At 38.6% G+C, this 26,281-nt stretch carries 26 protein-coding genes; 11 read left to right on the top strand and 15 right to left on the bottom strand.

What is annotated here, in order from left to right; translation table 11 throughout:
- The 8 genes from ACT3RM_RS08650 to ACT3RM_RS08615 form a co-directional block, all read right to left on the bottom strand.
- Positions 1–856: NAD(P)/FAD-dependent oxidoreductase (locus tag ACT3RM_RS08650; protein ID WP_444511359.1), on the bottom strand; the 856-nt coding region annotated here is incomplete at its 3' end.
- Positions 853–1,563 carry an SDR family NAD(P)-dependent oxidoreductase gene (locus tag ACT3RM_RS08645; RefSeq protein WP_441836570.1) on the bottom strand — a complete coding sequence of 237 codons (711 nt, stop codon included), beginning with the start codon at positions 1,561–1,563 and terminating at the stop codon, positions 853–855. The genes ACT3RM_RS08650 and ACT3RM_RS08645, both read right to left, overlap by 4 nt.
- Positions 1,563–1,985 carry a nuclear transport factor 2 family protein gene (locus ACT3RM_RS08640; RefSeq protein WP_441836571.1) on the bottom strand — a complete coding sequence of 141 codons (423 nt, stop codon included), beginning with the start codon at positions 1,983–1,985 and terminating at the stop codon, positions 1,563–1,565. The genes ACT3RM_RS08645 and ACT3RM_RS08640 overlap by 1 nt, the downstream gene beginning before the upstream one ends.
- Positions 1,986–2,006: 21 nt before the next feature.
- Positions 2,007–3,404: a deoxyribodipyrimidine photo-lyase gene (gene phrB, locus ACT3RM_RS08635; RefSeq protein WP_441836572.1), complete on the bottom strand. Its 1,398-nt coding sequence runs from the start codon at positions 3,402–3,404 to the stop codon at positions 2,007–2,009.
- Positions 3,404–4,357 (bottom strand): YbgA family protein, encoded by a 954-nt coding sequence (locus ACT3RM_RS08630; RefSeq protein WP_441993498.1) that lies wholly within the window; start codon positions 4,355–4,357, stop codon positions 3,404–3,406. The genes phrB and ACT3RM_RS08630 overlap by 1 nt, the downstream gene beginning before the upstream one ends.
- 7 nt (positions 4,358–4,364) lie before the next feature.
- Entirely contained in the window at positions 4,365–5,078 is a 714-nt protein-coding gene (locus ACT3RM_RS08625; RefSeq protein WP_441993496.1) for a ChrR family anti-sigma-E factor, read from the bottom strand.
- A complete protein-coding gene (locus ACT3RM_RS08620; protein WP_441993501.1) occupies positions 5,071–5,694 on the bottom strand; it encodes a sigma-70 family RNA polymerase sigma factor in 624 nt (207 codons plus the stop codon). Before ACT3RM_RS08620 ends, ACT3RM_RS08625 begins: the two co-directional genes overlap by 8 nt.
- A gap of 62 nt (positions 5,695–5,756) precedes the next feature.
- Entirely contained in the window at positions 5,757–6,335 is a 579-nt protein-coding gene (locus ACT3RM_RS08615) for an LON peptidase substrate-binding domain-containing protein (protein ID WP_441994824.1), read from the bottom strand.
- A gap of 337 nt (positions 6,336–6,672) precedes the next feature.
- Between ACT3RM_RS08615 and trhA the strand changes: the two genes are divergently transcribed.
- Positions 6,673–7,302: a PAQR family membrane homeostasis protein TrhA gene (gene trhA / locus ACT3RM_RS08610; protein ID WP_441994823.1), complete on the top strand. Its 630-nt coding sequence runs from the start codon at positions 6,673–6,675 to the stop codon at positions 7,300–7,302.
- 21 nt (positions 7,303–7,323) lie between these two features.
- On the opposite strand, the gene ACT3RM_RS08605 is transcribed toward trhA, so the two are convergent.
- Entirely contained in the window at positions 7,324–7,668 is a 345-nt protein-coding gene (locus tag ACT3RM_RS08605) for an MGMT family protein (RefSeq protein ID WP_441835521.1), read from the bottom strand.
- Positions 7,661–8,566 carry a LysR family transcriptional regulator gene (locus ACT3RM_RS08600; protein WP_441835520.1) on the bottom strand — a complete coding sequence of 302 codons (906 nt, stop codon included), beginning with the start codon at positions 8,564–8,566 and terminating at the stop codon, positions 7,661–7,663. The genes ACT3RM_RS08605 and ACT3RM_RS08600 overlap by 8 nt, the downstream gene beginning before the upstream one ends.
- Before the next feature lie 116 nt (positions 8,567–8,682).
- Between ACT3RM_RS08600 and ACT3RM_RS08595 the strand changes: the two genes are divergently transcribed.
- Entirely contained in the window at positions 8,683–9,768 is a 1,086-nt protein-coding gene (locus tag ACT3RM_RS08595; RefSeq protein ID WP_441835519.1) for an efflux RND transporter periplasmic adaptor subunit, read from the top strand.
- 1 nt (position 9,769) lies between these two features.
- Positions 9,770–12,838: an efflux RND transporter permease subunit gene (locus ACT3RM_RS08590; RefSeq protein WP_441835518.1), complete on the top strand. Its 3,069-nt coding sequence runs from the start codon at positions 9,770–9,772 to the stop codon at positions 12,836–12,838.
- 325 nt (positions 12,839–13,163) lie between these two features.
- Here the strand turns inward: ACT3RM_RS08590 and rluF are convergent, their stop codons facing one another.
- Both rluF and ACT3RM_RS08580 read right to left on the bottom strand, forming a co-directional pair.
- Positions 13,164–14,063 carry a 23S rRNA pseudouridine(2604) synthase RluF gene (gene rluF / locus ACT3RM_RS08585; RefSeq protein WP_441835517.1) on the bottom strand — a complete coding sequence of 300 codons (900 nt, stop codon included), beginning with the start codon at positions 14,061–14,063 and terminating at the stop codon, positions 13,164–13,166.
- Between the two features lie 139 nt (positions 14,064–14,202).
- Positions 14,203–15,285 (bottom strand): DUF418 domain-containing protein, encoded by a 1,083-nt coding sequence (locus ACT3RM_RS08580; protein WP_441835516.1) that lies wholly within the window; start codon positions 15,283–15,285, stop codon positions 14,203–14,205.
- A 554-nt stretch (positions 15,286–15,839) separates the two neighbouring features.
- On the opposite strand from ACT3RM_RS08580, the gene ACT3RM_RS08575 reads away from it, so the two are divergent.
- Complete coding sequence (locus ACT3RM_RS08575; RefSeq protein WP_441835515.1) at positions 15,840–17,792, top strand: putative bifunctional diguanylate cyclase/phosphodiesterase; 1,953 nt, start codon at positions 15,840–15,842, stop codon at positions 17,790–17,792.
- A gap of 34 nt (positions 17,793–17,826) precedes the next feature.
- On the top strand, positions 17,827–18,744 hold the full coding sequence (locus ACT3RM_RS08570) for a hypothetical protein (protein ID WP_441835514.1): 918 nt from the start codon (positions 17,827–17,829) through the stop codon (positions 18,742–18,744).
- 37 nt (positions 18,745–18,781) lie between these two features.
- On the opposite strand, the gene ACT3RM_RS08565 is transcribed toward ACT3RM_RS08570, so the two are convergent.
- The 3 genes from ACT3RM_RS08565 to ACT3RM_RS08555 form a co-directional block, all read right to left on the bottom strand.
- Positions 18,782–19,027, bottom strand: a complete 246-nt coding sequence (locus tag ACT3RM_RS08565; RefSeq protein ID WP_441835513.1) for a DUF6868 family protein — start codon at positions 19,025–19,027, stop codon at positions 18,782–18,784.
- A 15-nt stretch (positions 19,028–19,042) separates the two neighbouring features.
- Positions 19,043–19,408, bottom strand: coding sequence for an STAS/SEC14 domain-containing protein (locus ACT3RM_RS08560; protein WP_441835512.1), 366 nt, complete (start codon positions 19,406–19,408; stop codon positions 19,043–19,045).
- Between the two features lie 112 nt (positions 19,409–19,520).
- On the bottom strand, positions 19,521–19,949 hold the full coding sequence (locus ACT3RM_RS08555; RefSeq protein WP_441835511.1) for an Lrp/AsnC family transcriptional regulator: 429 nt from the start codon (positions 19,947–19,949) through the stop codon (positions 19,521–19,523).
- A gap of 194 nt (positions 19,950–20,143) precedes the next feature.
- Here ACT3RM_RS08555 and ACT3RM_RS08550 point away from each other — a divergent pair, with 194 nt between their 5' ends.
- The 6 genes from ACT3RM_RS08550 to ACT3RM_RS08525 all read left to right on the top strand — a co-directional run.
- Positions 20,144–21,349, top strand: a complete 1,206-nt coding sequence (locus ACT3RM_RS08550) for an aspartate aminotransferase family protein (RefSeq protein ID WP_441835509.1) — start codon at positions 20,144–20,146, stop codon at positions 21,347–21,349.
- A 46-nt stretch (positions 21,350–21,395) separates the two neighbouring features.
- A complete protein-coding gene (gene astA / locus ACT3RM_RS08545; protein WP_441835508.1) occupies positions 21,396–22,430 on the top strand; it encodes an arginine N-succinyltransferase in 1,035 nt (344 codons plus the stop codon).
- 21 nt (positions 22,431–22,451) lie between these two features.
- Positions 22,452–23,933 (top strand): succinylglutamate-semialdehyde dehydrogenase, encoded by a 1,482-nt coding sequence (gene astD, locus ACT3RM_RS08540; RefSeq protein WP_441835507.1) that lies wholly within the window; start codon positions 22,452–22,454, stop codon positions 23,931–23,933.
- A gap of 41 nt (positions 23,934–23,974) precedes the next feature.
- A complete protein-coding gene (locus ACT3RM_RS08535) occupies positions 23,975–24,778 on the top strand; it encodes a DUF1338 domain-containing protein (RefSeq protein WP_441835506.1) in 804 nt (267 codons plus the stop codon).
- 284 nt (positions 24,779–25,062) lie between these two features.
- Positions 25,063–25,323 carry a DUF3081 domain-containing protein gene (locus tag ACT3RM_RS08530; RefSeq protein WP_441835505.1) on the top strand — a complete coding sequence of 87 codons (261 nt, stop codon included), beginning with the start codon at positions 25,063–25,065 and terminating at the stop codon, positions 25,321–25,323.
- Positions 25,324–25,786: 463 nt separating this feature from the next.
- Positions 25,787–26,281: AbgT family transporter (locus ACT3RM_RS08525; protein WP_441993464.1), on the top strand; the 495-nt coding region annotated here is incomplete at its 3' end.

Genomic DNA, 26,281 nt, shown 5'->3' with positions numbered 1-26,281 from the left:
GGATGCCGCCCAATATAGCGCTTTCATCTTCAGTTGGATTATCTAATAGCTCAAGCGCTTGATCTGAATGACAAGCAAAAATAACTTTATCAAACTGCTCTACCTTATTGTCATCAAAAGAGATAGTAACGCGCTCTTCGCTACGGGCAATTGATTTAATTGAGCTGTTGAGCTTAATTTTATCAGCAAAGCCTTTAATCAGTGGTGCTATATATTCACGAGACCCCCCCGGAATGACATACCATTGTGGGCGATTAGTGACATCTAACAAACCATGATTAAAGAAAAACTTAACAAAAAACTCAACGCCGACGTTACTCACCTCTTTAATGCTGGTAGACCAAATAGCAGCGCCCATAGGTAAAATATAATGATAACGGAAAAAATCATTAAAATTATGACTATCGAGTAATTGCCCTAGAGTCTCTCCTGGCTGAAAATTATCTTCACTGTGAAGCGATTTACACAACTTATTAAAACGCATAATGTCACTGAGTAAACGCCAAAAACGAGGACGAAATATATTACGTTTTTGAGCAAATAAACTTGCAAATGTATGGCCGTTATACTCAAACCCCGTTTGCTCATTATGCACACTAAAACTCATTTCAGTGGGCTGTCGCTCAACGCCAATACGCTGCAATAACTTTTCAAAATAAGGGTAAGTACGGTCGTTAAATACTATAAATCCGGTATCTAAGGCGTAATTGATACCCGCCACCTCAACATCAACCGTTGCGGTATGACCGCCAATATAGTTATTTTTTTCAAAGACGGTCACATCATAATGTTTGTGTAATAGTTGTGCACAGCTCAGTCCAGAAATGCCTGAGCCAATAATGGCTATTTTTTTCAACGAGATAATCCTTTTGCAAGCTTCAACCATAATGGTAATGGAAGCACACGTAAACATTTTAAAATAAGGGTAAAGCGATACGGAAAATGCACTTCTTTACGCCGCTTTGCCACCCCTTTAATAATGTAGTCAGCCGCTTTTTCCGCGCTCACCGCCATTGGCATTGGGAAATCATTTTTTTCTGTAAGGGGAGTCTTAACAAACCCGGGATGAACTAAACTTACATCCACGTCGGTTAAATCAATTGCTAAGCTTTTAGCTAAATAATCGACGCCTGCTTTTGAAGCGCCATACGCCTCAGAGCGAGGCAATGGCAAATAAGTGACACTTGAGCTGACCAATACTAATTGGCCTCCCGGCTTTATTTTAGGTAAGAAAGCCTCTAAGCAATAACCCATACTTAACAAATTAGTCGTAACTACACGGCTAAACAAGCTGCTATCAAAATTGCGAGCATCATCGATATACTCACAATTACCAGCATTTAAAATAACGCGGTCAAACTGAGTGTAGGCAACGGTTCCACTTTTAATAGCTTGTAAATTAGTGGCATCAAATTGACATGCTTCTATGTTATCTACTTGTGAAAGTTCATAAAGCTTGTCTTGATTACGGCCACAAGCTATAACTGTATCGCCCATTGCCGCATATTTTTTTGCAAGTTCCTCTCCTATGCCTGACGTTGCTCCTGTAATAAGTGTAATCATTATTGTGCTGCCCTTTTATCAATAAGTTTAACAATCGAACCAAGTACTGGTATATGGCGATATAAAAGCGAGCCAACATCGAAATAGTCGCGGTGGCTAATAATTTTACTCTTTTCAAAAACAAGATGGCTATGTCCGTTTACTACTATTTTTTTATGCCCTGCAAGTTTCGGGTGACGATAAACCATAGTCCAATAAACAAAGGCGTGGTCATCACTGGTAAAGCTGTCTGCTATATCAAAGTGACATTCAGTAACATTACTATATAAATTAGCAAAATAGACATGTAAGTTTGCAAGCCCTTTTACCTCATGCAAAGGATCTGTAAAACGTATATCTGAATGATAAATATCATCCAACAGCGCTAAATTACGTTTATTTAGCTGCTGATAAATAGCAATAAACTTGTCTACATCATGCATATAACCCCCTTCAAAATCCCTTTAATGAGCTTTAAACGTATCAAGCGCTCTTTGACGAGCCGCTTTATGATCAACAATGGCTGGCCAATAATTATTTTTAACCGACTCACTTTTAGAAAGATAATCATGCGGGAAGTGAATTTTTTTGTCGGGAATATCAGCAAGCTCTGGAATATACTTACGAATAAACTCCCCTTTAGGATCAAATCGCTCGCTTTGCGTTATAGGATTAAATATTCGAAAGTAAGGCTGGGCATCACAGCCTGTGCTCGCCGCCCATTGCCAACCACCATTGTTAGACGCTAAGTCACCATCAATAAGATGCTCAATAAAAAACTGCTCGCCTTTGCGCCAATCAATTAATAAATGCTTTGTTAAAAAGCTTGCTACAACCATTCTTAACCGATTGTGCATCCAGCCTGTTTCAAGTAATTGGCGCATAGCTGCATCAACTAATGGGTAGCCTGTTTTACCCTCACACCACGCTTTAAAATCGTCTTTATCATCACGCCAATTAAGACCGTTGTATTTTTCATTAAAATTAAAGCCTTTACATAGCTTAGGATACGCAACGATTAAATGGCGATAAAACTCACGCCAAATCAACTCGTTAACCCAAGTAAACAGATTGCTTTTAGCGCTCTTTAGTACATCGATATGAACAAGTTGAATGCATGCCAATAATTGTTGCACACTAACAATCCCCAGTGCTAAATAAGGGCTTAATCCAGAGGTGCCCTTTATGGCTGGGAGATCTCGCGTTTCTTTATAGTTTCCCAATTTAGTATCAATAAACCGCTCAATAACGTGGCTTAGAGTTTCATCATCAACCGGCCATTTTTCTGAGCTGCTGTTTGTATCAAGTAAACTTGGAGCTTGCCAAGTAACTGCACTCGGGAACTCTGGCGGGGCCTGAAAATAAAAGTGCGTATCTTGATACTGTTTAAGCCACGCATTTTTAAACGGCGTAAACACTTTATACATTTCACCACTGTGAGTCACGACAGTACCCGGCCTTGCAATTACATCACCATCAAATAAATACACGTGTATATTGTGTTCATCTGCAAGTGTTAAAAACTGCGCATCACGTGCGACTTCATTAACTTCATATTCTTTATTTGCGTAAACATGTTCAGTTTTATGTTGTTTGCAAAAATCAATCAATGCTTGGCACGAACCACTATAATCGCTAGCGTCAATAATATATAATTGAATACCATTTTCAGCAAGTAACTTACCAAGAAACACTAAGCGACGTTTTAATAAATCGATCTGTATATCAGCAACATGGTGTTGTAGCCACTGCTTGGCAGTTATAAAAAAAATCGCGTCTTTACAGCCACTTTCTATTGCTTGATATAAAGCGATGTTGTTAAAAAGGCGCAGATCGCGCCTAAACCAAAATACCGTTTTCATTAAATTCCGTAGCGTAGTTTTAGTTCGTTAGGGTAAGGGTCAAAGTACACTTGCTTAGCTAAGTATTCGTTTGGGTGGACTTTTAAATGATGTTTTAACAAGGTTAAAGGCACATAAAGCGGCAATAACCCTTCGCGATATTCGTCAATGGCATCACGCAATTCTTGTTTTTCAACTTTTGACAGGTCTTTTTTAAAGTAGCCCTGTAAGTGCATTAATGTGTTGCTGTGATTTTTACGAGATGCGGGCTTTTTAAGGGCACTCATCAAGCCGCTGATATATTCATCTGCTAGGCTAGTGATATCATCACTTTCGTAAGTACCTAATAAATTACCCAGCTTACGGTATGCCTGATAATTATGTGCCATCAGCAAGTATTTATAACGCGCGTGGAATTGCGTTAGTCGATGTACCGTAAGCGGCTCTAATATTAAGTCTTGCCAATGCTTGTAGGCAAATACGCGCATTACAAAATTTTCACGTAAGTGCATATCGTTTAATCGGCCATTTTCTTCACAAGGTAATAATGGGTTATGTGCCATTATTTGTTCAGCAAAAAAACCCACACCTTCTGAGGTATTACCCGTACCAGCTTCATTGTATATTTTAATACGTTCCATGCCGCAACTTGGGCTTTTAGCACAAAAAACAAAGCCACTGAGTTCACGTGTCTGCTCTGTAGCAATTTTTTTTCCGTACTCGGTTAGCTTAGGGCCAACATCACCGGTGCCATCGGGCCGGCACACTTTAATTGTATCACCCACTTTTACCTGCCTAATAGTTGGCCTTGGAATGGGAAGCCCTACAGCCACTTCAGGACAAAACCTCTTGTAATCAACATGTTTTGCCAATTCGTCCATACAAAAGTTAGACTTTTTATGGCCGCTATCAAAGCGCACTTTTTCACCAGCAAGGCATGCACTAATACCAATTTTAATACTCGACTGTTGCATAATATTCCTAGTAAATGAGGTTACCGATAGGATTGAGCAATTTACTTAGCCCTTTATTAAAGTGTAGTGCACTACTGACCACGGTAAAGCATAAGCAACCATTTTTTGTTTGTGGTGAATGTTGATGAGTACCATCAAGCATCATAAAGTCACCAGGGACGTAGTGACCGAACTGGTCGCTAAACTCACCATCGAGTAATAAGGTGACTTCGAAACCCGTGTGGGTGTGCTCAGGAATTTCGCCATCGCTATCAATGTGCAACATACTAGCTCTTAATGGGCCATCATCAAGGTCAATACGAGAACGAGACAATTTTCCGATTTGTAAAAATTTACTATGTCCTAAACGAGTCAGAGCACGGGGTAAAGTGTAATTTTTTTGTTGAACTTGCACTGTCACTGGTGGCTGCTGATAAACTTCATCAATACTTTCATCTTCAGTAATAGCGCTGAGCATCGCAAAATCAATAAGGTCATTGCTTTTAGCTCCAAGGTCGCCTTGATTGAAGCTTGCACTTGAGCTCTGAATCGAGTTTTCACCTGTAAGTTCATCAATTTCAGTAAAAGCTTTATATGCATTTAGTGCCTCGATCTCAGCTACTTTATTCTGACAAACTGGACACATATCAACATGTATAGCTACAGCGAGACTCAACGTTACTGGTAATTCTCCAGCACTGTATTTTACTAATAACTCGTTGTTTGGATGGTGCTTAATCATGGCTATCCCCCATTTCATTGCGTAACTTCTGCAAGGCAAGGCGAAGACGAGACTTCACTGTGCCTACGGGAATATCAAGCTGTTCTGCAAGTTGTTCTTGCGACATATCTTGAAAATAAACGCCTCGCACCACATCACGCTGTGCTTGTGGTAACTTATCTAGATAGCGTTTAATTTGTTTATCTTCTAAATGATCAGAAAACTGATGATGCTCTGCTGCGGCTTCGTCTACTAACGGCCAAATGTCTTCGCTCAAATTGTCTTCTTTGTTGCTCTTCATCTTTCTAAGCATATCAAAAGACGCATTACGCATTACCGTATATGTCCATGTCGTTGCTGCACCTTTCTCATAATTGTATAAGTGTGCCTTACGCCATACTGAGGTGAGCGTTTCTTGCACAAGTTCCATAGCTTGTGTTTCGTTATTAAATTGTTTAATTCCGAAACGTTTAATTCTCGGTGAGAAATATTCGAATAAAAACGCAAATGCACGTTTATCACGGCTATTCGCAACGGCAAATAATGCCTCAGCAAGCTCTTTGCTCGGCGTTTCTGGCATGGCAGTGTAATTACCTTTGTTAGGTTTACAACCCGAATGAAGTTGTTGACTTACCATCATAATTTATCCTTTTTCCATCATTGTATTACATACGTTGTACTAAACAGAAAAGATCAAACTTAATTAGTAAGTTCGTTATTAACTAAAGTATGGAGGAAGTTCAGTAAGTTTTCAAAGTTTGATTTAAATGCAAGTTGCTGTTTTTTCTCAATAGAAATAGGTAAAATCTCAAGCCAACGAGCTGCAACCCAAGCTATATTGTCAAACTGAGTCTCTTTATAAAGCTCAGTAAGTTCAAGATTACTGGAAAACATATCACTGAGTTTAGTGCTTAATAATTTATCAGCATCACTAATAGGGGTTTTAGTGTACCAATCTGGCAGTAACACATACTCAACACGCCCTTGCCTCAGCTCACTTTCGTCTTGGTATACATCGCTGATTGCCACGCTAGACTCTGCATTTATATCAATCAATAGTTGGCCATTTTTATCCAGATCAAAATCTATAATATTGACCAAACACCCTGTATTGCTGATGTTTTGAACCGTTTCATGCTGGTATGCACACAATACAAAACCGGTATTTTCACGCAGTGATTGCTTAACCATTGATAAATACCGCTGCTCAAAAATTCTCAGTCGGGTATACCCTCCTGGTAATATAAACACTGGCACTGGAAAAATTGCACGTTTCATAAAGCCTACATCATTAATTAACTCTGCAGTAGGTTACGGCAGCAGCAATCAAGTCGATCAACATATAACACAAAGTTCTTTATTACTGCTTTTTTTGGTACTTTATGAAACGGAGTTATTTATCTCAAAAAGTCAGTTACTCGCTATTACTTAAATACTTACTCAAAGTTTGTGCCAAGCAATATTTTGATTTTAAGCCTATGTTCTAATGTGATTAATTTAATCAGTTTAAAATTATATAATTGACCATTTTTTAGTAACAAAAACAGCGTTGATAATTTCAGCGTACACTTGTACACTGAACCTTATTAAATGATGAAGTATTTGGAAAACTTAAATGTCAGTCGAACTTGATTACTCCCGACAAGAAGAGCAACTTAATGTTATTACACATGGCTTTGGGGTGTTATTTGCATTTTATGTATTATGGGATCTAACCACTAAAGCAAATACTGGTTTCGCACTTGCGAGTGCAGTTATATACGGTTCGAGTATTTTATTGCTATTTAGTGCGTCAACTTTATATCATTCTAGTACGCGTGCGAGTCTTAGGGCAATTTATAAAAAGTGCGATCACTGTGCAATTTATATCTTAATTGCAGGCACTTACACCCCTTATTTAGTTATTTCATTGTCTGGCCCTTGGGCTATTGGTGCACTGGTCTTTATTTGGACGCTGGCATTAGGGGGCGTAATGTATAAGTTGTTAGTTAAAAATGGCAATAAAAAAGTATCTTTAGCTACGTATTTATTAATGGGTTGGTTTGCGCTAGCACTGGTATACCCGCTTTATTTACACGTAGAGCCTAATGCGTTGTGGTGGTTATTAGCAGGCGGTATTGCATACAGCGTAGGAACGTTTTTTTACAGTGCTAAAACACGCCATTACAGTCATGCGGTATGGCATATATTTGTACTAATGGGTTGTTTTTGCCATTTTATATCCATTCGCCAGTATGTCTTTTAGTTAAAACTTAGCCATTACTGTTTATTGCCAGCGATATTGACGCATATTAATTTTATCTTTTTTAAACAGCACGCCTTCAGCAATCAACTTTTCCCGCTGCTGCTGGTATTTATCACTGTCTATTTCGAACGACAACTTACCTTGGCTATTAACAACTCGATGCCAAGGAATAGTTGAGTCATTCGGCATTATTTTTAATAAACGACCGACAAGCCGAGCATTGCTCGCATAACCCGCTAAGCGTGCAACTTGCCCATAATTTGCCACTTTACCTTTGGGTATATGGGCAATAACAGTGTAAATAGCTTGCTCTTTTGTTACCTGTTGTATGGCATGTTCGCTTAATTTATCAATTGCTTCATGCATTAATATTGCTCACTTTGAATGCTTCACTTAACTGTTTAAACTGCGCCCAAACAGTCCTAGCTACAGGACCATGGTGAACTGAGTGATTACGAAAAACCCGAATTTGCGCGCCAAATTGGTGTTCTCTATCGCTTATTTTAATATGCTGCAATTGACCATTGGCAATCTCTTGTTGGCAGTGGGCCAAGCTTATCATTGCCCAACCCGCACCTGATAACAAAAATGACTTTAAACTCGCAATATCATCTATTTTCATCACCGCTGTGCCTTTTGAATACGACAGCCGATCGCTATCAAAACTTAAGTCACTTTCAAACATCGCCAAACATGGGTAGTTTTGTAGCTCAGCATAACTAACTGTTGCAGGCACAATGTCAGGCGCACTAACCAAACCTATATCAAACTGCCCTATTGGTAAACTTTCAAGATCTCCTGTCGCGTGAAATAAATCAAACCATGGACCAATACCTAAATCAGCTTCGCCTTTATTTACTTGTTCTAAAGATACAAAGCGCTTTCCACTAGTAACGCTAAATTCAGTACTTGGGAATTGTTTAAAAGTGCGACTTATCACCTCATTGTAATCGCTAACATGACAAAGTTGCTCATAACAAATTTTGTACTGTGCTTCATTTCCTAGAGCAAGCTCTTTTGCGAGTAAAGACAGTTCACTATTGGCCGATAAAAGTAATTTAGCCTCACGGTAGAATATTCGCCCTTTTTCTGTGAGTGTTAGCCGATACTGACTGCGATCTAGTAATGCAAAGCCCAATTCAGACTCTAAATTTTTAATAGCAATAGTCAGTGCAGGCTGGCTTTTATGCAGTTTATCTGCAGCAGCACTTAAACTATTATTCTGTACAATTGCATCTAATATAACTAAATGATTCAATTTCATTCATCACCACTATATAAATTTAATTTATTATGTTTTTAAAATTTAATAATTTTTATTTTATATCTTAGCAGCGTAAGCTGCATCTAATTAATTGCTTCATTGCCGCGGAGAAGACCATGAAACAAGTGCAAGTATTACTACTTTCAGCACTAATGCTAACTTTACTAGCTTGTAAAGAACAGCCATCAAAAGAAGCAGAACAACAAGATGTACGCCCTGTAAAGCTATTTGAAATTGGCAGTGATTCTGATGTAAGCATTCGGAGTTTCCCTGCAGAGGTGGTTGCTAACCAAGGCTCATATATTGCATTTAGAGTTAGCGGTGAGTTAATTAAATTTCCAGCGTTAGCCGGTCAACATGTTGAAAAAAACCAATTGCTTGCCAAATTAGACCCTGAAGATTTTCAGTTGCAATATGATGAGCGCAAAGCACGTTTCGAACTGGCTAATTCACAGCTTAAGCGTATACAAAAGTTATACAATAAATCAATTACAAGTCAATCAGAACTCGACCAAGCATTGGCTAATAAGCAAGTAGCAGAGTCAGCTTTAAAAATTGCAAAAACTAATTTAAATAACAGTGAACTACGCGCACCATTTTCAGGTACAGTAGCAAAAGTATTTGTTAAAAACTTTGAAAGTGTTCAAGCTAAACAAGATATATTACGCCTTGAAACCCGAGATTTAATGGATGTCGTCATCCAAGTACCTGAAAAACTCATTGCCCGTATTGATAAAGACGTAAACTATCAACCAACTGTGGTATTTGATGGCTTTCCTCAAAAAAGCTACACATTGAATATTAAAGAGTTTGACACTCAAGCAGACCCTATTACGCTCTCTTATAAGGTTGTTTTTTCACTGCCTGTGCCTGAAGATTTTAACCTACTCGCTGGTATGACCGGTCGCGTTGATATTGATTTAAGTAAAATTACTCACTCACAATCAAATTATGCATTACTGCCCGTTGAAGCGGTATTCTCAGTACCGACAGAACCAACCGATAACAACAGCTATGTATGGTTATACGATACCGGCACTGGAAAAGTGACCAAACAAGCAGTCGAAGTAGGTCAACTACACCGTAATGGCATTGAAGTTATTACGGGGATCAAAAAAGGCCAAACCGTCGTTGCAGCCGGTGTGCACTCCCTAAAAGAAGGCATGGAAGTTCGCCCTTGGCAAAAAGAGCGAGGCTTATAATATGACCATTGCTGAACTGGCTATAAAAAGAAAGGTCATCAGTTGGATGGCCGCACTGCTTCTATTAATTGGCGGTGTGGTTTCTTACTTAGGTTTAGGACAACTCGAAGATCCTGAATTTACACTAAAAAAAGCTATGGTGATCACCCTGTATCCAGGCGCATCACCTCAGCAAGTGGAAGAAGAAGTCACCTTCCCCATCGAAAATGCCATACAGCAGCTGCCGTATGTTGATTATGTTACTAGCATTTCCTCGCCCGGTAAGTCACAAATTACCGTCGAGATGAAAAGCAATTACCGCAAACAAGACTTACGCCAAATTTGGGATGAGTTACGCCGAAAAATTAATGATGAGGCCTCATCATTACCCAGCGGTGTTTACCCAAGTCAAGTTATGGATGATTTTGGTGATGTATACGGCGTTACATATGCGGTAACTGGCGATGGCTATTCGTATGATCAGTTAAAAGATTACGTTGATTTTTTAAAACGTGAACTAGTATTAGTTGATGGCGTGAGTAAAGTCGTTATAGCCGGCGAACAACAAGCACAAGTTATGGTTGAAATATCCACCCGAAAACTTGCCCAGTTAGGGATTGCACCTAACCATATTTATCAATTACTGCAATCTCAAAATACCGTATCAAATGCCGGGAAAGTGCGTGTAGGTGATGAGTCTATTCGTCTGCACCCAACCGGTGAATTTAACGATGTAAAAGAACTCGAAAATTTACTTATTTCCAAGTCCGGCGCTAATGAACTGATTTATTTAGGTGATGTAGCAACGGTTTATCGCGAATACGCAGAAGTACCCAGTAATGTCATACGTTTTAACCAACAACAAGCGCTACTTGTCGGCATATCATTTAGTAGCGGTGTTAATGTTGTTGATGTCGGTAAAAACATAGAAGCACACCTAGCTTCTATGGAGTATCAGCGTCCGCATGGCATGAAAATAAACACCGTTTATAATCAGCCTAATGAAGTTGAAAAGTCCGTGAGTGGATTTATTGTTAGCTTACTTGAAGCGGTGGCCATTGTAATAATCGTGCTATTAGTATTTATGGGCTTTAAAAGTGGAGTATTAATTGGTGCCATTTTGTTACTGACCGTATTAGGTACGTTTATATTTATGAAGCTGTTTGCCATTGATTTACAGCGAATTTCCTTAGGGGCGCTAATCATTGCTTTAGGTATGTTAGTTGATAACGCCATTGTGGTCACCGAAGGCATTTTAATAAATTTAAAGCGTGGTCAAAGCAAAATTAAAGCCGCCGTTAACATTGTAGAACAAACTAAGTGGCCGCTATTAGGGGCAACAGTTATTGCTATTACTGCTTTTGCGCCTATTGGTTTAAGCTCTGATGCCAGTGGCGAGTTTGCTGGCAGCTTATTTTGGGTACTGTTTATATCGTTATTATTAAGCTGGATTATAGCAATAACACTGACCCCATTTTTTGCTGACTTGATGTTTAAACAATCTGAGCTGAATGAACAAGGCCGCGATGACGACCCATACCAAGGTGCTATTTTTAACATTTATAAAAGCTTACTAGCTAGTGCGCTGCGTTTTCGTAAAACTACATTAGTGCTAATGGTCGTATTGCTGGCAAGCTCTGTATTTGGCTTTAAATTCATCAAACAATCATTTTTTCCTGCGTCCAACACCCCGATGTTCTATGTGGATTATTGGCACGTACAAGGCGCTGATATTCATACCACGCTAGATGGTGTTGCTAAACTTGAAACATTTTTGCAAAAAGATCCACTAGTAAAAGAAATAACCTCAACCGTTGGCCAAGGCGCTCCCCGTTTTATGTTGACATATGCCCCCGAAAAATCATATCCGGCGTATGGGCAGTTAATCATACGAGTAAAAGATCGCAACGCTGTAACTTCTATGATAGCCAAAGTACGTGAGTATGAGAACAGCCATGTACTTGATGCAAAACTGAAAATAAAGCGTATGGAAATTGGCCCCTCAACGGATGCTAAAATTGAAGCTCGTTTTTCAGGCGCAGATCCTATTGTTCTTCGCCAACTTGCAAAACAAGCCAAAGATATTCTCAGTAAAGATTCTGGTGCATTTAATGTACGTGATGATTGGCGTGTGCGCTCTAAACTTATTCGCCCACAATTTAATGAACAAAAAGCACGACGTTTAGGGATTAGTAAAACGGATCTTGATCAGTTATTACTAACTAGTTTATCAGGAAAAAAAGTGGGTACTTATAAAGATGGCACCCAGCTTTTACCTATTATAGCCCGCTCTCCTGCTGAGGAGCGTCTTAATGCAGAAAGCCTACGCGACCTACAAATTTACAGCCCAGTACTCGATCTATTTGTGCCAATAACTCAAGTAGTAGATGATTTTGTAGTAGAGTGGGAAGATAGCCTAATAATGCGCCGTGACCGCAAACGCACCATTACCGTTATGGCTGATCATGATGTTATAGGTGATGAAACCCCAGCAAAACTATTTGCCCGCATTCGTGATGATATTGAAGCAATCAAACTTCCCCATGGTTACGAGCTACAATGGGGCGGCGAATTTGAATCATCACATAAAGCACAAAAAGCTATTTTTGGCTCATTACCTCTTGGCTATTTAGCTATGTTCATAATTACCGTATTACTGTTTAACTCCGTAAAACAACCCTTAGTCATTTGGGCAACTGTACCGCTTGCGATCATCGGCGTTACGGCAGGATTATTATTAATGAATGCCGCATTTAGCTTTATGGCACTGCTAGGGTTATTAAGCTTAAGTGGTATGCTGATTAAAAATGGTATTGTATTAGTTGACCAAATAAACATTGAACTAAAAAGTGGTAAAGAGCCGTTTAATGCCGTACTTGACTCTGGTATAAGCCGTGTACGCCCAGTGGGTATGGCGGCAATCACCACTATTTTAGGCATGATCCCACTACTATTTGATGTGTTCTTTCAATCAATGGCGGTGACTATTATGTTTGGTTTAGGCTTCGCCACGGTACTTACATTAATTGTCGTACCCGTGCTTTACACCGTACTGTTTAAGATTGACGTGCAAAAAAAGCAAAGTAATTAAAGTTATATATTATCAAGGAGCTCAATGAGTGCTCCTTGATTAAATATTATGCTACCTGGTTTTTCATTAGGGAGACCAAATTCGGTTTAAAATTGCTTGGATTTAGAGTAATCGTTTTAAGTAACTAAATCCCCTGCTGTATAATTTACTTTAATACAGCTAAACACTTACCGGGTATCAGCTTACTGTTTTATATTTTAAACGCTTAATAACTTTGTTAAGGGTTAATAATGATCTATTTATAATTAGCTGGTAAATTTACGATAACTAGCACGATCCCTTATAAAGAATACTGCTGAAGCTGCATATAAAAACAAGCTGAAAATCACTTTTTTAAGCTCAATGTACCTGTGCGTTTGGTACTACGACGACGGCTACTATTTGGGTCCTCTTTTTTTGCCTCAAAACGCCCCTTTTTAACATGCTGTTGAAAGTCACGCTTTTTACCTTTTGTCGGTTGTTTTACCGGGTTATTTAATAGCTGCTTGCTCTCATCAACTGAGTGTTCTTCTGTTTTACCTGAATCAGTAATTGAATCATTTATCACAGCCATTTCTTGAGCAGTTAAGTGACGCCATTGCCCCACTTTTAAACCTTTAAGCGTAACGTTCATAATGCGTGTACGTTTAAGAGTGACGACTTCATAACCTAGGTATTCGCACATTCTGCGAATTTGACGATTTAACCCTTGAGTCAGCACAATGGTGAATTGCTGAGGAGCCGTTTGAGTCACTTTACACTTTTTAGTAACCGTGTCTAAAATCGGCAAACCACCCGCCATTTTATTAACAAACTGGCGATTAAGAGGCTTATCAACGGTCACTACATATTCTTTTTCGTGGTTATTTCCAGCTCGCAATATTTTATTAACAATATCACCTTCATTGGTTAAAAATATTAGCCCTTCAGAAGGACGGTCTAAGCGACCAATGGGGAAAATACGATCTGGGTAGTTGACTGCTTTAACAATATTACTTTGGATTTTTCGTTCTGTCGTACACGTTATACCAATTGGCTTGTTATATGCGATATAAGCGCGTTTAGGCACCGCTTTTAGTGGCCGACCATCAATTAACACATGGTCAGAATCAGTTACTTTCACACCCATTTCAGGGCGAATGCCATTAACCGTTACACGACCATTTTCAATATATTTATCCGCTTCGCGTCTAGAACAAAAACCAGTATCGCTAATAAATTTATTTAATCGCTTTAAGTCTGTCATGGCTAGTTTCAACATTAATTCTAAAAGGCGTTAGTTTAAACTACTGAGATTTATAATGCGCCCTCAATTAAAAATTTTTATGACAATTTAGAACTATTCACGCCAATAAGTATTAACAAAAAAATGTGAAGGGATGAAATTAAGCTCGTACTAATTTACGCCAACACCATTCAAGTGGGCCTTGGTTAAAGTAGCGCAAATAAATATGGCAACCAATCAGTTGCACTATCACGCCGATAGTAGCCACTAAAAAGTAATCTACACGATTAAAAGTAATGATCCACTCAGAAAATAGCCATTTGAACAACAAAAGCATAATCAACGTTTGTAAAATATAACAACTAAAAGCAAGACGACCAACGCGTTGTAATGACACTAAAACTGCTTGGCGGTTTACGCATATTCGCACTAATATATGAATGTATAAAATCGCTACACAAGCCGCAGCAAAAAAATTCACCGGTTCTCGCAAGGAAAATGCCCACTGATTATTTAAGCCCGAAATGATAAGTCTAAACGTTGTAAAGCTCGCAGCTACAAGGCTTACCCAAAGTAAATACGGTTGGCTTAAGCCCCGCTCAAACACCTTACGTTTATAAAGCACCATGCCAATCAGCATCAACCCTGCCGTTTGCCAAAGAATAATGATGGGTAATGCAAACAACATAATTAAAAAGTTAATCGTATTGTTAAAAAAGTGGCCATTTAAATTGTTAAAACTTTCATTATATATACTTAAAAAAGCTTCTGAATCTCGATAAAAAAGCTCATTTTCTGGTCCCATCATGGCTATAAACGTAACTAACGCCGATATACTTAAAAAAGCTTTAATGCGTTCAATTAATGTTTGGTCATCTACTTCTAAATACCGCAGGCAAAACCAGCCACTGACTGCATACATAAATAAAATATCGCCAGCCCACAATAAAAAGCCGTGCAAAAGCCCAAAAATTCCTAGCCAAAAAAGTCGACTTTTTTGCAGCGTAAAAGATTGGTACTTTTGGAAAGAAATATAAAGCCCGGCACCAAACAATAAGCAAAATAAGCTGCGAAATCGGCCATCCATAAAAGTTAGACTTATCCAATGTAACCATTTATCTGAAGTAGGTGGGGTAGCCAAGCCAACATAACCCAACTCAAAAACACCAAAATGCAGGATATTCATATACATTAAACCAAGCACTGCTATGCCTCGAATAACATCCATATTATAATTACGCATTACTTAGTTAAATCAATTAATAAACATGGCACCAGTTTAACGCACTTTTATAAACAGAAGAAAGTGAATCGCTAGGGAGTTCATAAATAAAACCACTTGCTCTAGTACCCATCAGTTTTATTATTCATAGGCTTTAGCTGTATTTATTTGCACTTCCTATCGTTTCATTACAGCTAGGTTTGTCCGAAAAAACTATCTTATTGGAGTGCTTTTTACTTCTTGCATTATCTTATTTGATGAATCTTACTAATGACATTTTGCCTCACTTCACAACTATATGTATACGAGCTTCTGAGTTCATTTGATGTCGATATTGAGGTACCTAACCTAAATGATATATTCCCCTAAAATCGAGTTGTAATTCCCTGAAAAGTAAATCTAAGTGGAGTAATAAGTCTATACGGCCCTTATTTATACTCAAGCCCAAGTGATTCCATTACATACTTAAGATACTTGTTAAAAAAATGTTTTGTTTGCTGTACTTACACACTATATACTATTGAAATTTGCCATGCCTAGTGAAAATTATAAACGGCAACTAACTGGTTTATTACATGAAAACACTTTTCCGATCATTGAGTATCATTTTGATAGGCATTATCATTTTTTGCTACGGCCTTAATGTTTTATTAACCAAACAAATTAATACGGTTGATTCAAAACAGCCTTCCATTGAACTAATAGAATTTCCTGTTGAAGGCACTGTATTACGATCCCCGCCTTGGTATAACCCTATTTTAAGTGGCCACTTTCTGATAGAAAAAAAGACTGGCGCCTACTTAGCAGTTAGATCTACAGAAGACAATTATATAGCTGCAAAAGCATCTACTTTGGTCAAACTAACCTTGTTCTCACCCGCAAATATGATTTTACTCATTTTAGTTGGTTTACTATGTACTTGGTTGGTCTCTGTTAAGCGTAAAACACACCAAAATTATCGTGCTATCAATAGCCTTTCAACGGATATAGAGTCCTTATTAAGTAAACTCAATATCACCCTGCCCAAGTTAGCTAATACTGATAGTATTACTAATTTAAATCATATGGTTAATGAGTTAAATAAACACATAGTTAATTACACTCGCAAAGCGCAAACCAGCATTAGCCAAGATAAACTAACACGATTAATTGACCGCCATGCTTATATTGAACATCTCGAGCGACAGCTAGCCAATGCTGAGTTAGAAAAGAAACATTGTGCTTTACTGTTTATTGATTTAGACGGCTTTAAACAAGTTAACGATTCATTCGGGCACAGCTTCGGTGATGAAGTATTAATTCAAGTAGCGGAGCGTTTAGCAGGGGTTTTACGTCACCACAAACTCAGTGATATTAATCCAAATATCTTACTTGAGCAAAATCTAGCGCGCCTTGGTGGTGACGAGTTTTCTTTATTTATTGAAACTATCGATAACCCTAATAAAACCCTTGATATTGCCCAGAATGTGTTAAGTGAAATAGAACGCGACTTTATTCTTGGTAATAAACTAATTAAAATTAGCGCCAGTGTCGGTATTGCGACATACCCTGATAGTGCAGCTACTCCGCAAGCACTGCTGCAAATGGCTGATGTGGCAATGTACCGCGCTAAAACCGATGGTCGGGGGATATTCAAAGTTTATTCACCCGAGATGGGTAATCAAATGCGTCGCTATCATTACTTACTTGAAGAGCTTAGACTTGCTACTGCATGCCAAAGTCTCCACCTATCATTTCAACCTATTGTTCACGTTGAAGACTGCGCTATCGACTATTTTGAAGCACTAGCACGTTGGGAGCACCCTATTGAAGGGTTAATATCACCGGATGAATTTATCCCTATCGCTGAAGAATCCAATTTAATTTTGGAACTAGGTGATTGGATAATGCTTGAGTCATGCCGCCAAATGTCGGCATGGCATAATGCAGGTATGCGTAAGGTTAGAATATCCGTTAACGTCTCCGGTATTCAACTAAAACACCGCCCTATTTTCCAGTGGATTATGAGTAAACTAAAAAAAACCGGCTTACCTGCACATTCTTTGATGCTGGAAATTACCGAGTCGACTTTAATAACCGCAAGCGACAATATTATTGATGAGCTAGAAAAGCTCAGAGCTGAAGGTGTTACTATCGCAATTGATGACTTTGGCACAGGCTTTAGTTCTCTTAGCACTTTGGCTGACTTACCTATTGATGTAATAAAAGTTGATCGCTTGTTTATAAAACAAGCTAACGAAAATCCAAAGTATCATAAAATACTCAACTCAATAAGTGAGCTTGGGAATCAGTTAGGCTTAAAAATTGTTGCTGAAGGTGTTGAGGAGCTCGCACAGTTTGAATTAGTAAAAAAAATGGGGATTACTAGCGTACAAGGCTACTTAGTCAGCCGCCCTGAATCTTCTGTAAATGTTGGTTGTAAGGTACTACAAGGAAATGTAAATAACATCGCAGCAACGGGCACTGGAATCTGGCAGTTTGATAGAAAACACCACCCTGAGTATAGCAATAGCGAGGAATTTAAGTAATAATAACAACATATTAAATTTATATTGCAGATTCATGCTAAAAAAAAGTGCATATACCTTTATTGTTTTACTGATCATTACTTGCTCAATTACTGTTGACAAATCAATTTATACTCTTTACAGTAAAAAACAACTGTCGGTTGCCCCCAAACTAAAAGAAATCTCAGGCATTGAACTTGATAAGTTTAACCATCTTTGGGCTATTAATGATGGTGGCAATGATCCAAAACTATATCGTTTGGACGATAAAGGTCAAATATCAAAAGAAATTTTAGTTTCTAATGCTAAGAATATTGATTGGGAAGACATGACCCAAAACGATTTTGGCCATTTCTTTTTAGGGGATTTTGGTAATAATAAACAAGAACGTAAATGGTTAACTATTTATAAAATAGAAAATCCTATTGATATAAAAAGTAATACGACTGAAGCGGAAATCATCAAATTTACTTATCCTGAGCTTGATGGCAGCCCTGTTGAGCCTGACAAGCGCAACTTTGATTTAGAGGCTTTCGTAGCCTTTGGTCGCAATCTATATTTATTTACTAAGAACCGCACTAAGCCATTCAATGGTATCACTAATGTTTACAAAGTAGGTGACCATGCAGCAAACTTTGACGCTGAACTAGTTGATTCATTTAAAACTTGCACCACACTAGAAAAACTCTGTTGGATCACCTCAGCAGCGCTCAGTCCCGATCGAAAAAAACTAGTACTACTTGATTCAACTAGCATTTGGCTATTTGAAAACTTCAAAGGTGATGCGTTTTTCTCAGCCGATGTGTCACACATAGATTTAGGTATTGTTACTCAAAAAGAAGCTATTACGTTTTATGATGACAACACAATTATCTTTACTGATGAAGAGTTTAAAGGTATTGGCGGCAACGCCTATGTTATAAAACTCGATGAAGTTGAAAAAACCATCATCCGAAAAGTACCACATAGTTAACATAAAACTAATAGGTACACTTAAACATTGGATGAAACTAATTAATTATCTTTAAAGTGATATATGGTACTAAGTTAAAAACAAATACAAAAATTTTATAGTTGGCCAGATAATTAAAATAAGCTTTTCTTACATCTGAGTCTGTAATACCAAACATATTGCGGTGCAATTTACTTATACTTTTATTTAGTACTATAAGTAAGCTCCCAGCTAGCCCCAAAAAAACAATATTTATTACTGACATCCAGCCAAAAAAAGAGGTTAAAACTGATAAATCGAGCATAAAGCGCTCCTTAAGTTATTCTCTCACCCAACTCCATGCATTCTCTAGCTCATTTAACTTAAAATGCTTCTCCGAAATACCCACTAACTTCCCAAAAGGACTATCGAGTGTGACAAGCAAATCAAGTACTTTACTTTGCGATACAATTGCTAACTTATTCATATTTTTTAAGTGTTTAAATGTCCATTTTAAATCATCATAAGCGACATCCAAACCCATATTTAATTTACCATCTAGTACAACTAAAATATTTATGGTCCCATGCTCTGCGATTAGCTCGTCAAAATATTTAACCCACTGTGCCTCTTCAGCTGCTGAAATACTACCCGACACTTCAACACCAATAACAGCACCATCACTTTGCGGTAATTTTTCAATCATAAATTGTTCCTAATTAATTATTTCAACTTTTGTAATACAATCCATTAAACGTAATGAAAAGGCAACCTTAATAAACTAGTAAAAATAAGGAGAAGCTGTCAACAAAGCTCTTTTAACGTTTAAATTTGGTCTCTAAAATCACAGAGGAAGTAGTACGCTCTACCCCATCTAAGTTACCTATATCATCTAATAAATGGCTCAACTGCTCTAGATTTTGTGCCTGCACTACGGCAATTAAATCAAACTCACCACTGATTGCATAAAGCTGAGAAATAGCATCAATTTGTTTGAGTTCTACATTGGTTTTAGTGGTCAACTTTTGTTCAACCTTAATTGATACATGCGCCGACACCATCGCGCTTAAATAGGCATCACCATAATCAACACTATAGCCTTTAATAACCCCTGATTCCTCAAGCTTAAGCATTCTGCTTTGTACCGTTGAACGTGATAAGTTAAGCGCTCTTGCTAAGTCAGAAACACTGGCTCGCGCATTTGTACGCAGTATAGAAAGTAGTTTTTCGTCTTGTTCAGTTATCATTTTGCTAATCCACCTAGTCAATATGACTTTTATTCTAGTCATTTTTCACAAAATAGCACTACAAATTTACACTCATAACTCTGATAATGGGGGTAATTAATAATAATAATTTTCAAATCAGTAAATTGCATCTCTCAATAAGCAATATTTTGCAATTTTATTATTTTCATATTCATTAAATTTAGGTGTTAACAATGCAAGTAACAAGAGAATTATTCAACGACGTAATGGTACCAAACTATAATCCTTCTGAAGTGATCCCAGTTCGAGGTCAAGGCTCACGCGTATGGGATCAAAATGATAAAGAGTTCATCGACTTTGCAGGTGGTATTGCGGTTAACTGTTTAGGCCATTGCCACCCGGCACTGGTTGGTGCATTGAAAGAGCAAGGTGAAAAAATTTGGCACCTATCAAATGTAATGACTAATGAGCCAGCACTACGTTTAGCTAAAAAAATGACTGATGCCACATTCGCTAACAAAGTATACTTTGCAAACTCAGGGGCTGAAGCAAACGAAGCAGCATTAAAATTAGCTCGTCGTTTTGCTATTGATAACCATAGCGAAGATAAAAGCCAAATTATTGCCTTTAATAAAGGTTTTCATGGCCGTACCTTTTTTACTGTAACGGTTGGTGGTCAAGCAGCTTACTCAGACGGTTTTGGCCCTAAGCCACAAGCTATCGACCATTGTGATTATAATGATCTTGCGGCATTTGAAGCGCTTATCAGCGATAAAACTTGTGCCGTAATGATGGAACCACTCCAAGGTGAAGGCGGTATTATTTCACCACAAAGTGATTTTATTAAAGGTGTACGCGATCTTTGCGATAAACATAACGCGCTCCTCATTTTTGATGAAGTACAAACCGGTGTAGGTCGTACAGGTTCACTTTACGCGTATGAAGAATTAGGCGTAACACCTGATATTTTAACAACCGCAAAAGCGCTTGGCGGCGGATTTCCTATTGGCGCAATGATCACCACTACAGAGATAGCCTCACATCTAAAAATAGGCACACATGGTTCTACATATGGCGGCAACCCGCTAGCATGTGCTGTAGCAGAAGCGGCGTTTGATACCGTTAATACTCCAGAGGTACTTGCGGGCGTTAAAGAGCGTGAACAACTATTTCGCGATAGTTTTGCTGCAATTAATGAAAAATACAACGTATTTAGTGAAATCCGTGGTAAAGGCCTATTACTAGGTGCTGTACTAAACGACAAATACAATGGTCGTGCACGAGATTTCTTAGTTGCAGGCATTAAGCATGGTTTAATGAGTTTAGTTGCCGGCACAAATGTAATTCGCTTCACTCCTTCATTAGTTATTCCACATGGTGATATTACAGAAGGACTAGCGCGCTTTGAAAAGGCAGTCGCTGATGTCGTTAATGGTTAAACCCTTTATGGCGTGCGACCAGTACGCCAGTGGAGTAAATAATTAAATGCAAGTATTACGTCCTATTACCGCGAATGACTTTGCTTCACTTAAGCAAATAGCCATCGAATCAGGTCATGGTTTTACCTCGTTACCTGTGAATGATGCTTTATTGCTTCAGAAAATTGAGCGTGCAGAAAGAAGCTTCGCAAAAGACATTAATCAGCCACAAGATGAAACCTATTTATTTGTTTTAGAAGATAGTAAAACCGGAAAAATAGTCGGTACAACTGCCATTGAGGCAGCCGTAGGTATGAACGTGCCTTTATACCATTATCATTTAGGTAAAACAGTACATCATTCACCGACTTTGAATGTCTATAACACCGTTGATATCCTCAGCATGTGTAATGACTACACTGGTTGCTCGGAAATTTGCACACTCTTTTTACGCGAAGAAAGCCGCAAAGGACTAGCTGGTCGTTTTTTATCACGCTCACGTTTTTTATTTATGGCGCAGCACAGCGAGCGATTTGCCGATACGATTATTGCTGAAATGCGTGGTGTGAGTGACGACAATGGCCATTCACCTTTTTGGCAATGGCTTGAAGAACACTTTTTTAGTATTGAATTCCCACAAGCAGATCACTTAGTTGGCTTGGGCGATAAAGTATTTATCAGCGAACTGATGCCTAAATACCCCATTTATGCCAACTTGCTAAGTAAAAAAGCTCAAGCGGTAATTGGTAAGGTACATGATAAAACCAAGCCAGCTCTTAAACTACTTGAAAAAGAAGGCTTTGAGCATCGCGGTTATGTGGATTTATTTGACGCAGGCCCTACCGTTGAAGCAAAACTGGGAAATATTCGCAGCGTTCGCGAATCGCTAGTATGTCCAATCACCATCGGTGAACTTGATCATATCAACCAGCAAAGTTCAGACACCTTGGCTATTTGTAATCAAGGCGTAAATGACTTTAGAGCCACCTTTACTAAGCATGCACACTACAACCATGCTAAACATACGTTGATAATCAGTAAAGATGTAGCCGATGCACTTAAATTAAAACAAGGGGATGCAGCGCGGTTCTTCCGTCTGTAACCACCACGTTAGGAATTTATAATGACAGTAGAAAATCAAGGTAAACAGTTAATCAATAATCTTTGGCAAGCAGGTCTTGGCCATGATTTTAGCTCACTTAACCCAAGTAATAACGAAATTGTATGGCAAGGTAAGACTGCGAGCCCAGAACAAGTTGGTACAGCTATAGAGTCAGCTCGACAAGCACAAACTGCATGGGCAGAATCGCCAATTGAAGAGCGTATTGCGGTGCTTGAAAATTTTGTTAGTCAGTTAAAAGAAAATAGCGAAGAATTTGCCAGCATTATCGCTAGTGAAACGGGTAAGCCAATTTGGGAAACCCGCACCGAAGTCGGTGCTATGACAGGTAAAGTAGCTATTTCGATTAAAGCACATAATGAGCGCACAGGCATCACCGAAAATCCTATGCCTGGTGCTAAAGCGTTTATTCGCCATAAACCCCATGGTGTAGTTGCTATTTTTGGTCCTTATAACTTTCCGGGTCACTTACCAAACGGTCATATTGTGCCAGCAATTTTAGCGGGAAATACCGTGGTATTTAAACCATCAGAACTCACCCCGCATGTTGCTGAATATACTTTAGCTCTTTGGTTAAAAGCGGGTCTACCTGCCGGTGTTATTAACCTTGTTCAAGGTGAAGTAGAAACGGGGAAAGCGCTTGCTAGCCATCAAGACATTGACGGACTATTTTTTACTGGCAGTTCAAATACAGGGCACTTATTGCATAAACAATTTGCCGGTCACCCAGGTAAAATTTTGGCTCTAGAAATGGGGGGTAATAACCCGTTAGTAATCAAAGGTGTTGCTGATATTAGTGCTGCAGTGCACGATATAATTCAGTCAGGCTTTATTACTTCAGGCCAACGTTGCACCTGTGCACGCCGCGTGTTTATTGAAAAGTCAGAAAATGGCGATGCTATTTTAGAAAAGCTCATTAGTGCGACTAAAAACATTAAAGTAGACGACAGCTTCGCATCAGAGCAACCATTTATGGGCGCAATGATAAGTACTAAAGCGGCACTTGGCATGGTTGCAGCACAGCAGCAGCTGCTTGATCTAGGTGCACAATCGCTGGTCGAACTTAAACACTTAAAAGCAAACACCGGCTTCGTCAGCCCAGGCATCATTGATGTTACCAATGTCACCCATATGCCTGATGAAGAGCACTTTGGCCCATTAATTAAGGTCTATCGTTACACTGACTTTGATAATGCCATTGATGAAGCAAACAACACTTCATTTGGTTTATCTGCAGGTTTGTTAAGTGACAAAAGCGAAGATTATGACCACTTTTTAAAGCGCATTCGTGCCGGTATTGTTAACTGGAACCGCCCTATTACTGGTGCTTCAAGTGCAGCTCCATTTGGCGGTATTGGTGCCAGTGGTAACCATAGAGCCAGCGCCTACTATGCTGCTGATTACTGCGCTTACCCCGTTGCTTCTGTTGAAGCTAACAAAGTTAACTTGCCTGAAAAGCTTGCACCGGGCTTAATTATTGAATAATTAATTGGCTGTGTTAGCAGCCTTATATTAAGGAATTAAACATGCATACCGATATAAACACACTATTTGACAATTTATGGCAAAATTACCTTGAAGTAACGCCTTCGGCTGTAAAGGTTCATGAATTATTAGGCTCGACGCAAAAAGACGGCGTAATAAACGATCACATTGCGCTACGTACTTTTAACCATGAAAAAATTGGTCTTGAAAAACTAGCAGCTCATTTTTTAGCCGTCGGTTATAAAGAGTGTGGTGAATATCATTTTGAAGCAAAAAAACTCTACGCTAAGCATTACGAGCATCCAGATACCACACAACCAAAAGTATTTATCTCAGAGCTACTCGTAGAAAAGTGTTCAACCGAATTACAAAGTATCGTTAATGATATGGTCGCAAGCATTGATGAAGACGCCGTAACTGCTGATAACTTTTTATATTCAGGAACACACTGGCAAGTAAGTTCTGATACGTATAAGAAGCTACTCGCCGAAAGTGAATACGCGGCTTGGATGTCTGCGTGGGGTTATCGTGCAAATCACTTTACTGTAAACATTAATGAGCTTGCTAAATTCGAAAATATCGAAGAGGTGAACCAAGTGCTTAAAGATGCAGGATTTCAATTAAATACATCAGGTGGTGAAGTAAAAGGCTCACCTGAAGTCTTACTTGAGCAATCATCAACCCTTGCTGATGACTTTGCAGTTACATTTAACGATGGCAAAATGACCGTACCAAGCTGCTTTTACGAGTTTGCACTTCGTTACAATAAACCTGATGGTGAAATTTACACAGGTTTTGTGGCCGCATCTGCTGACAAAATTTTTGAAAGTACCAACGCTCGCTAATTTCTGCTACAACAAAACTGAGCATGCAACTTAGGGCTTACTTTGAAAAGTCTTAAGTTGCATTTTAGCTAATAAAACTCACTAGTGCGTATAATCAATCCCTCTAAATACCTTAAGCAATCAAAATAAAATATTTTGCCTTCGATAGGCGTTTTAAGTGTTAACTTATTAACCACCCTGCGCGATTTTGTTTAATCAGTTTTCAAGCACCACCATGATAAAAACGACATTTTAAGTTAAACTGTTCTACACGTTTACACGTAAGGAAAGGTCGAGGATAAATTATGAAAAACGAAATTGATAATAAGCAAATTTTAGCTGTTTATGAACGTGTGATACAACAAGGTGAGCAGACCCCCGAGGGAAAGCATTATCAAGGAGTCACTGCTTACTCAGACGTTGATGGGTACACCGTTTATTTGCAAGGCAGTGGGGTCGTACTGCGTTTTGGCTTTCATAATACTTACCATCTTGATTATGAACATGAAAAGCACAAAGACGACTTTCTAAAAAAACTTAGTAACATCGCAAGCGAAGCCTTATAAACACTATAAGAATAAAGACCAAGCCTAAGTAAAACACTAGAATACTTATAGTAAACAGCTTTTTGTTTCTTTAGAACTTGAAAAAGTGCCCTTAATAAACTAAACATCATTTAGCCAAAACTTAACCTAGTATAGAAAATAACGGCTTTCAAAAGAGAGGGCCGTTTTTTATTGCCCCTACCATATTAAGTTAGTGCTCTATTATTACAACAGGAATATAGCGCACTAATAAGTGCGAAATATGACCTATCGCAATTCTTACAATTGCTATCTTCATTTATACTGTTGACTATAAGTAACTTGTAATTGAGTTATTTAACCCACTGTTTTAATCAAATTACTATTAGACGCTATAAGCGTGTAATAAATTAGTTACATTACTAATTTATTTTAAAGCCCACCCCATGAAATATGCTCTTTATAATGATACTTTATTGTCGGTTTTTAAATTATAGAGAATAGTATGTCAAAATCACAAGGCTCAGCTAATAATAGTGAACAACAAAGTAGTGGTTGGTTTAATCGATTTTTAGCTACAGTTGAGTTTTTAGGGAATATGCTCCCCCATCCGATCACGCTGTTCGCACTATTTTGCATAGCAATCGTTTTATTTAGTGGTTTCGCTGACTGGATGGGTTTGAGTGCTATAGATCCCCGCCCAGAAGGAGCCGCCGGTCGCGACCCTGATGGTGTAATTGAAGTAGTCAGTTTATTAAGCGCTGAAGGCTTACAAAAAATAGTCACAGGCTTAGTTACTAACTTTACAGGATTTGCACCGCTTGGCACTGTGTTAGTTGCATTACTTGGCGTTAGTGTGGCTGAACATTCAGGGCTATTATCAGCAGCCATGCGCGGTATGGTAATGGGGGCATCTAAACGCTTAGTTACTTTTATGGTGGTATTTGCCGCCATTTTATCAAATACAGCATCTGAGCTGGGTTATGTCGTGTTGATCCCT

Origin of the sequence: Pseudoalteromonas sp. AOP7-A1-14, assembly GCF_052376275.1 — a bacterium.
Taxonomy (GTDB): Bacteria; Pseudomonadota; Gammaproteobacteria; order Enterobacterales; family Alteromonadaceae; genus Pseudoalteromonas.
This window is presented reverse-complemented; position numbering and strand designations above follow the sequence as displayed.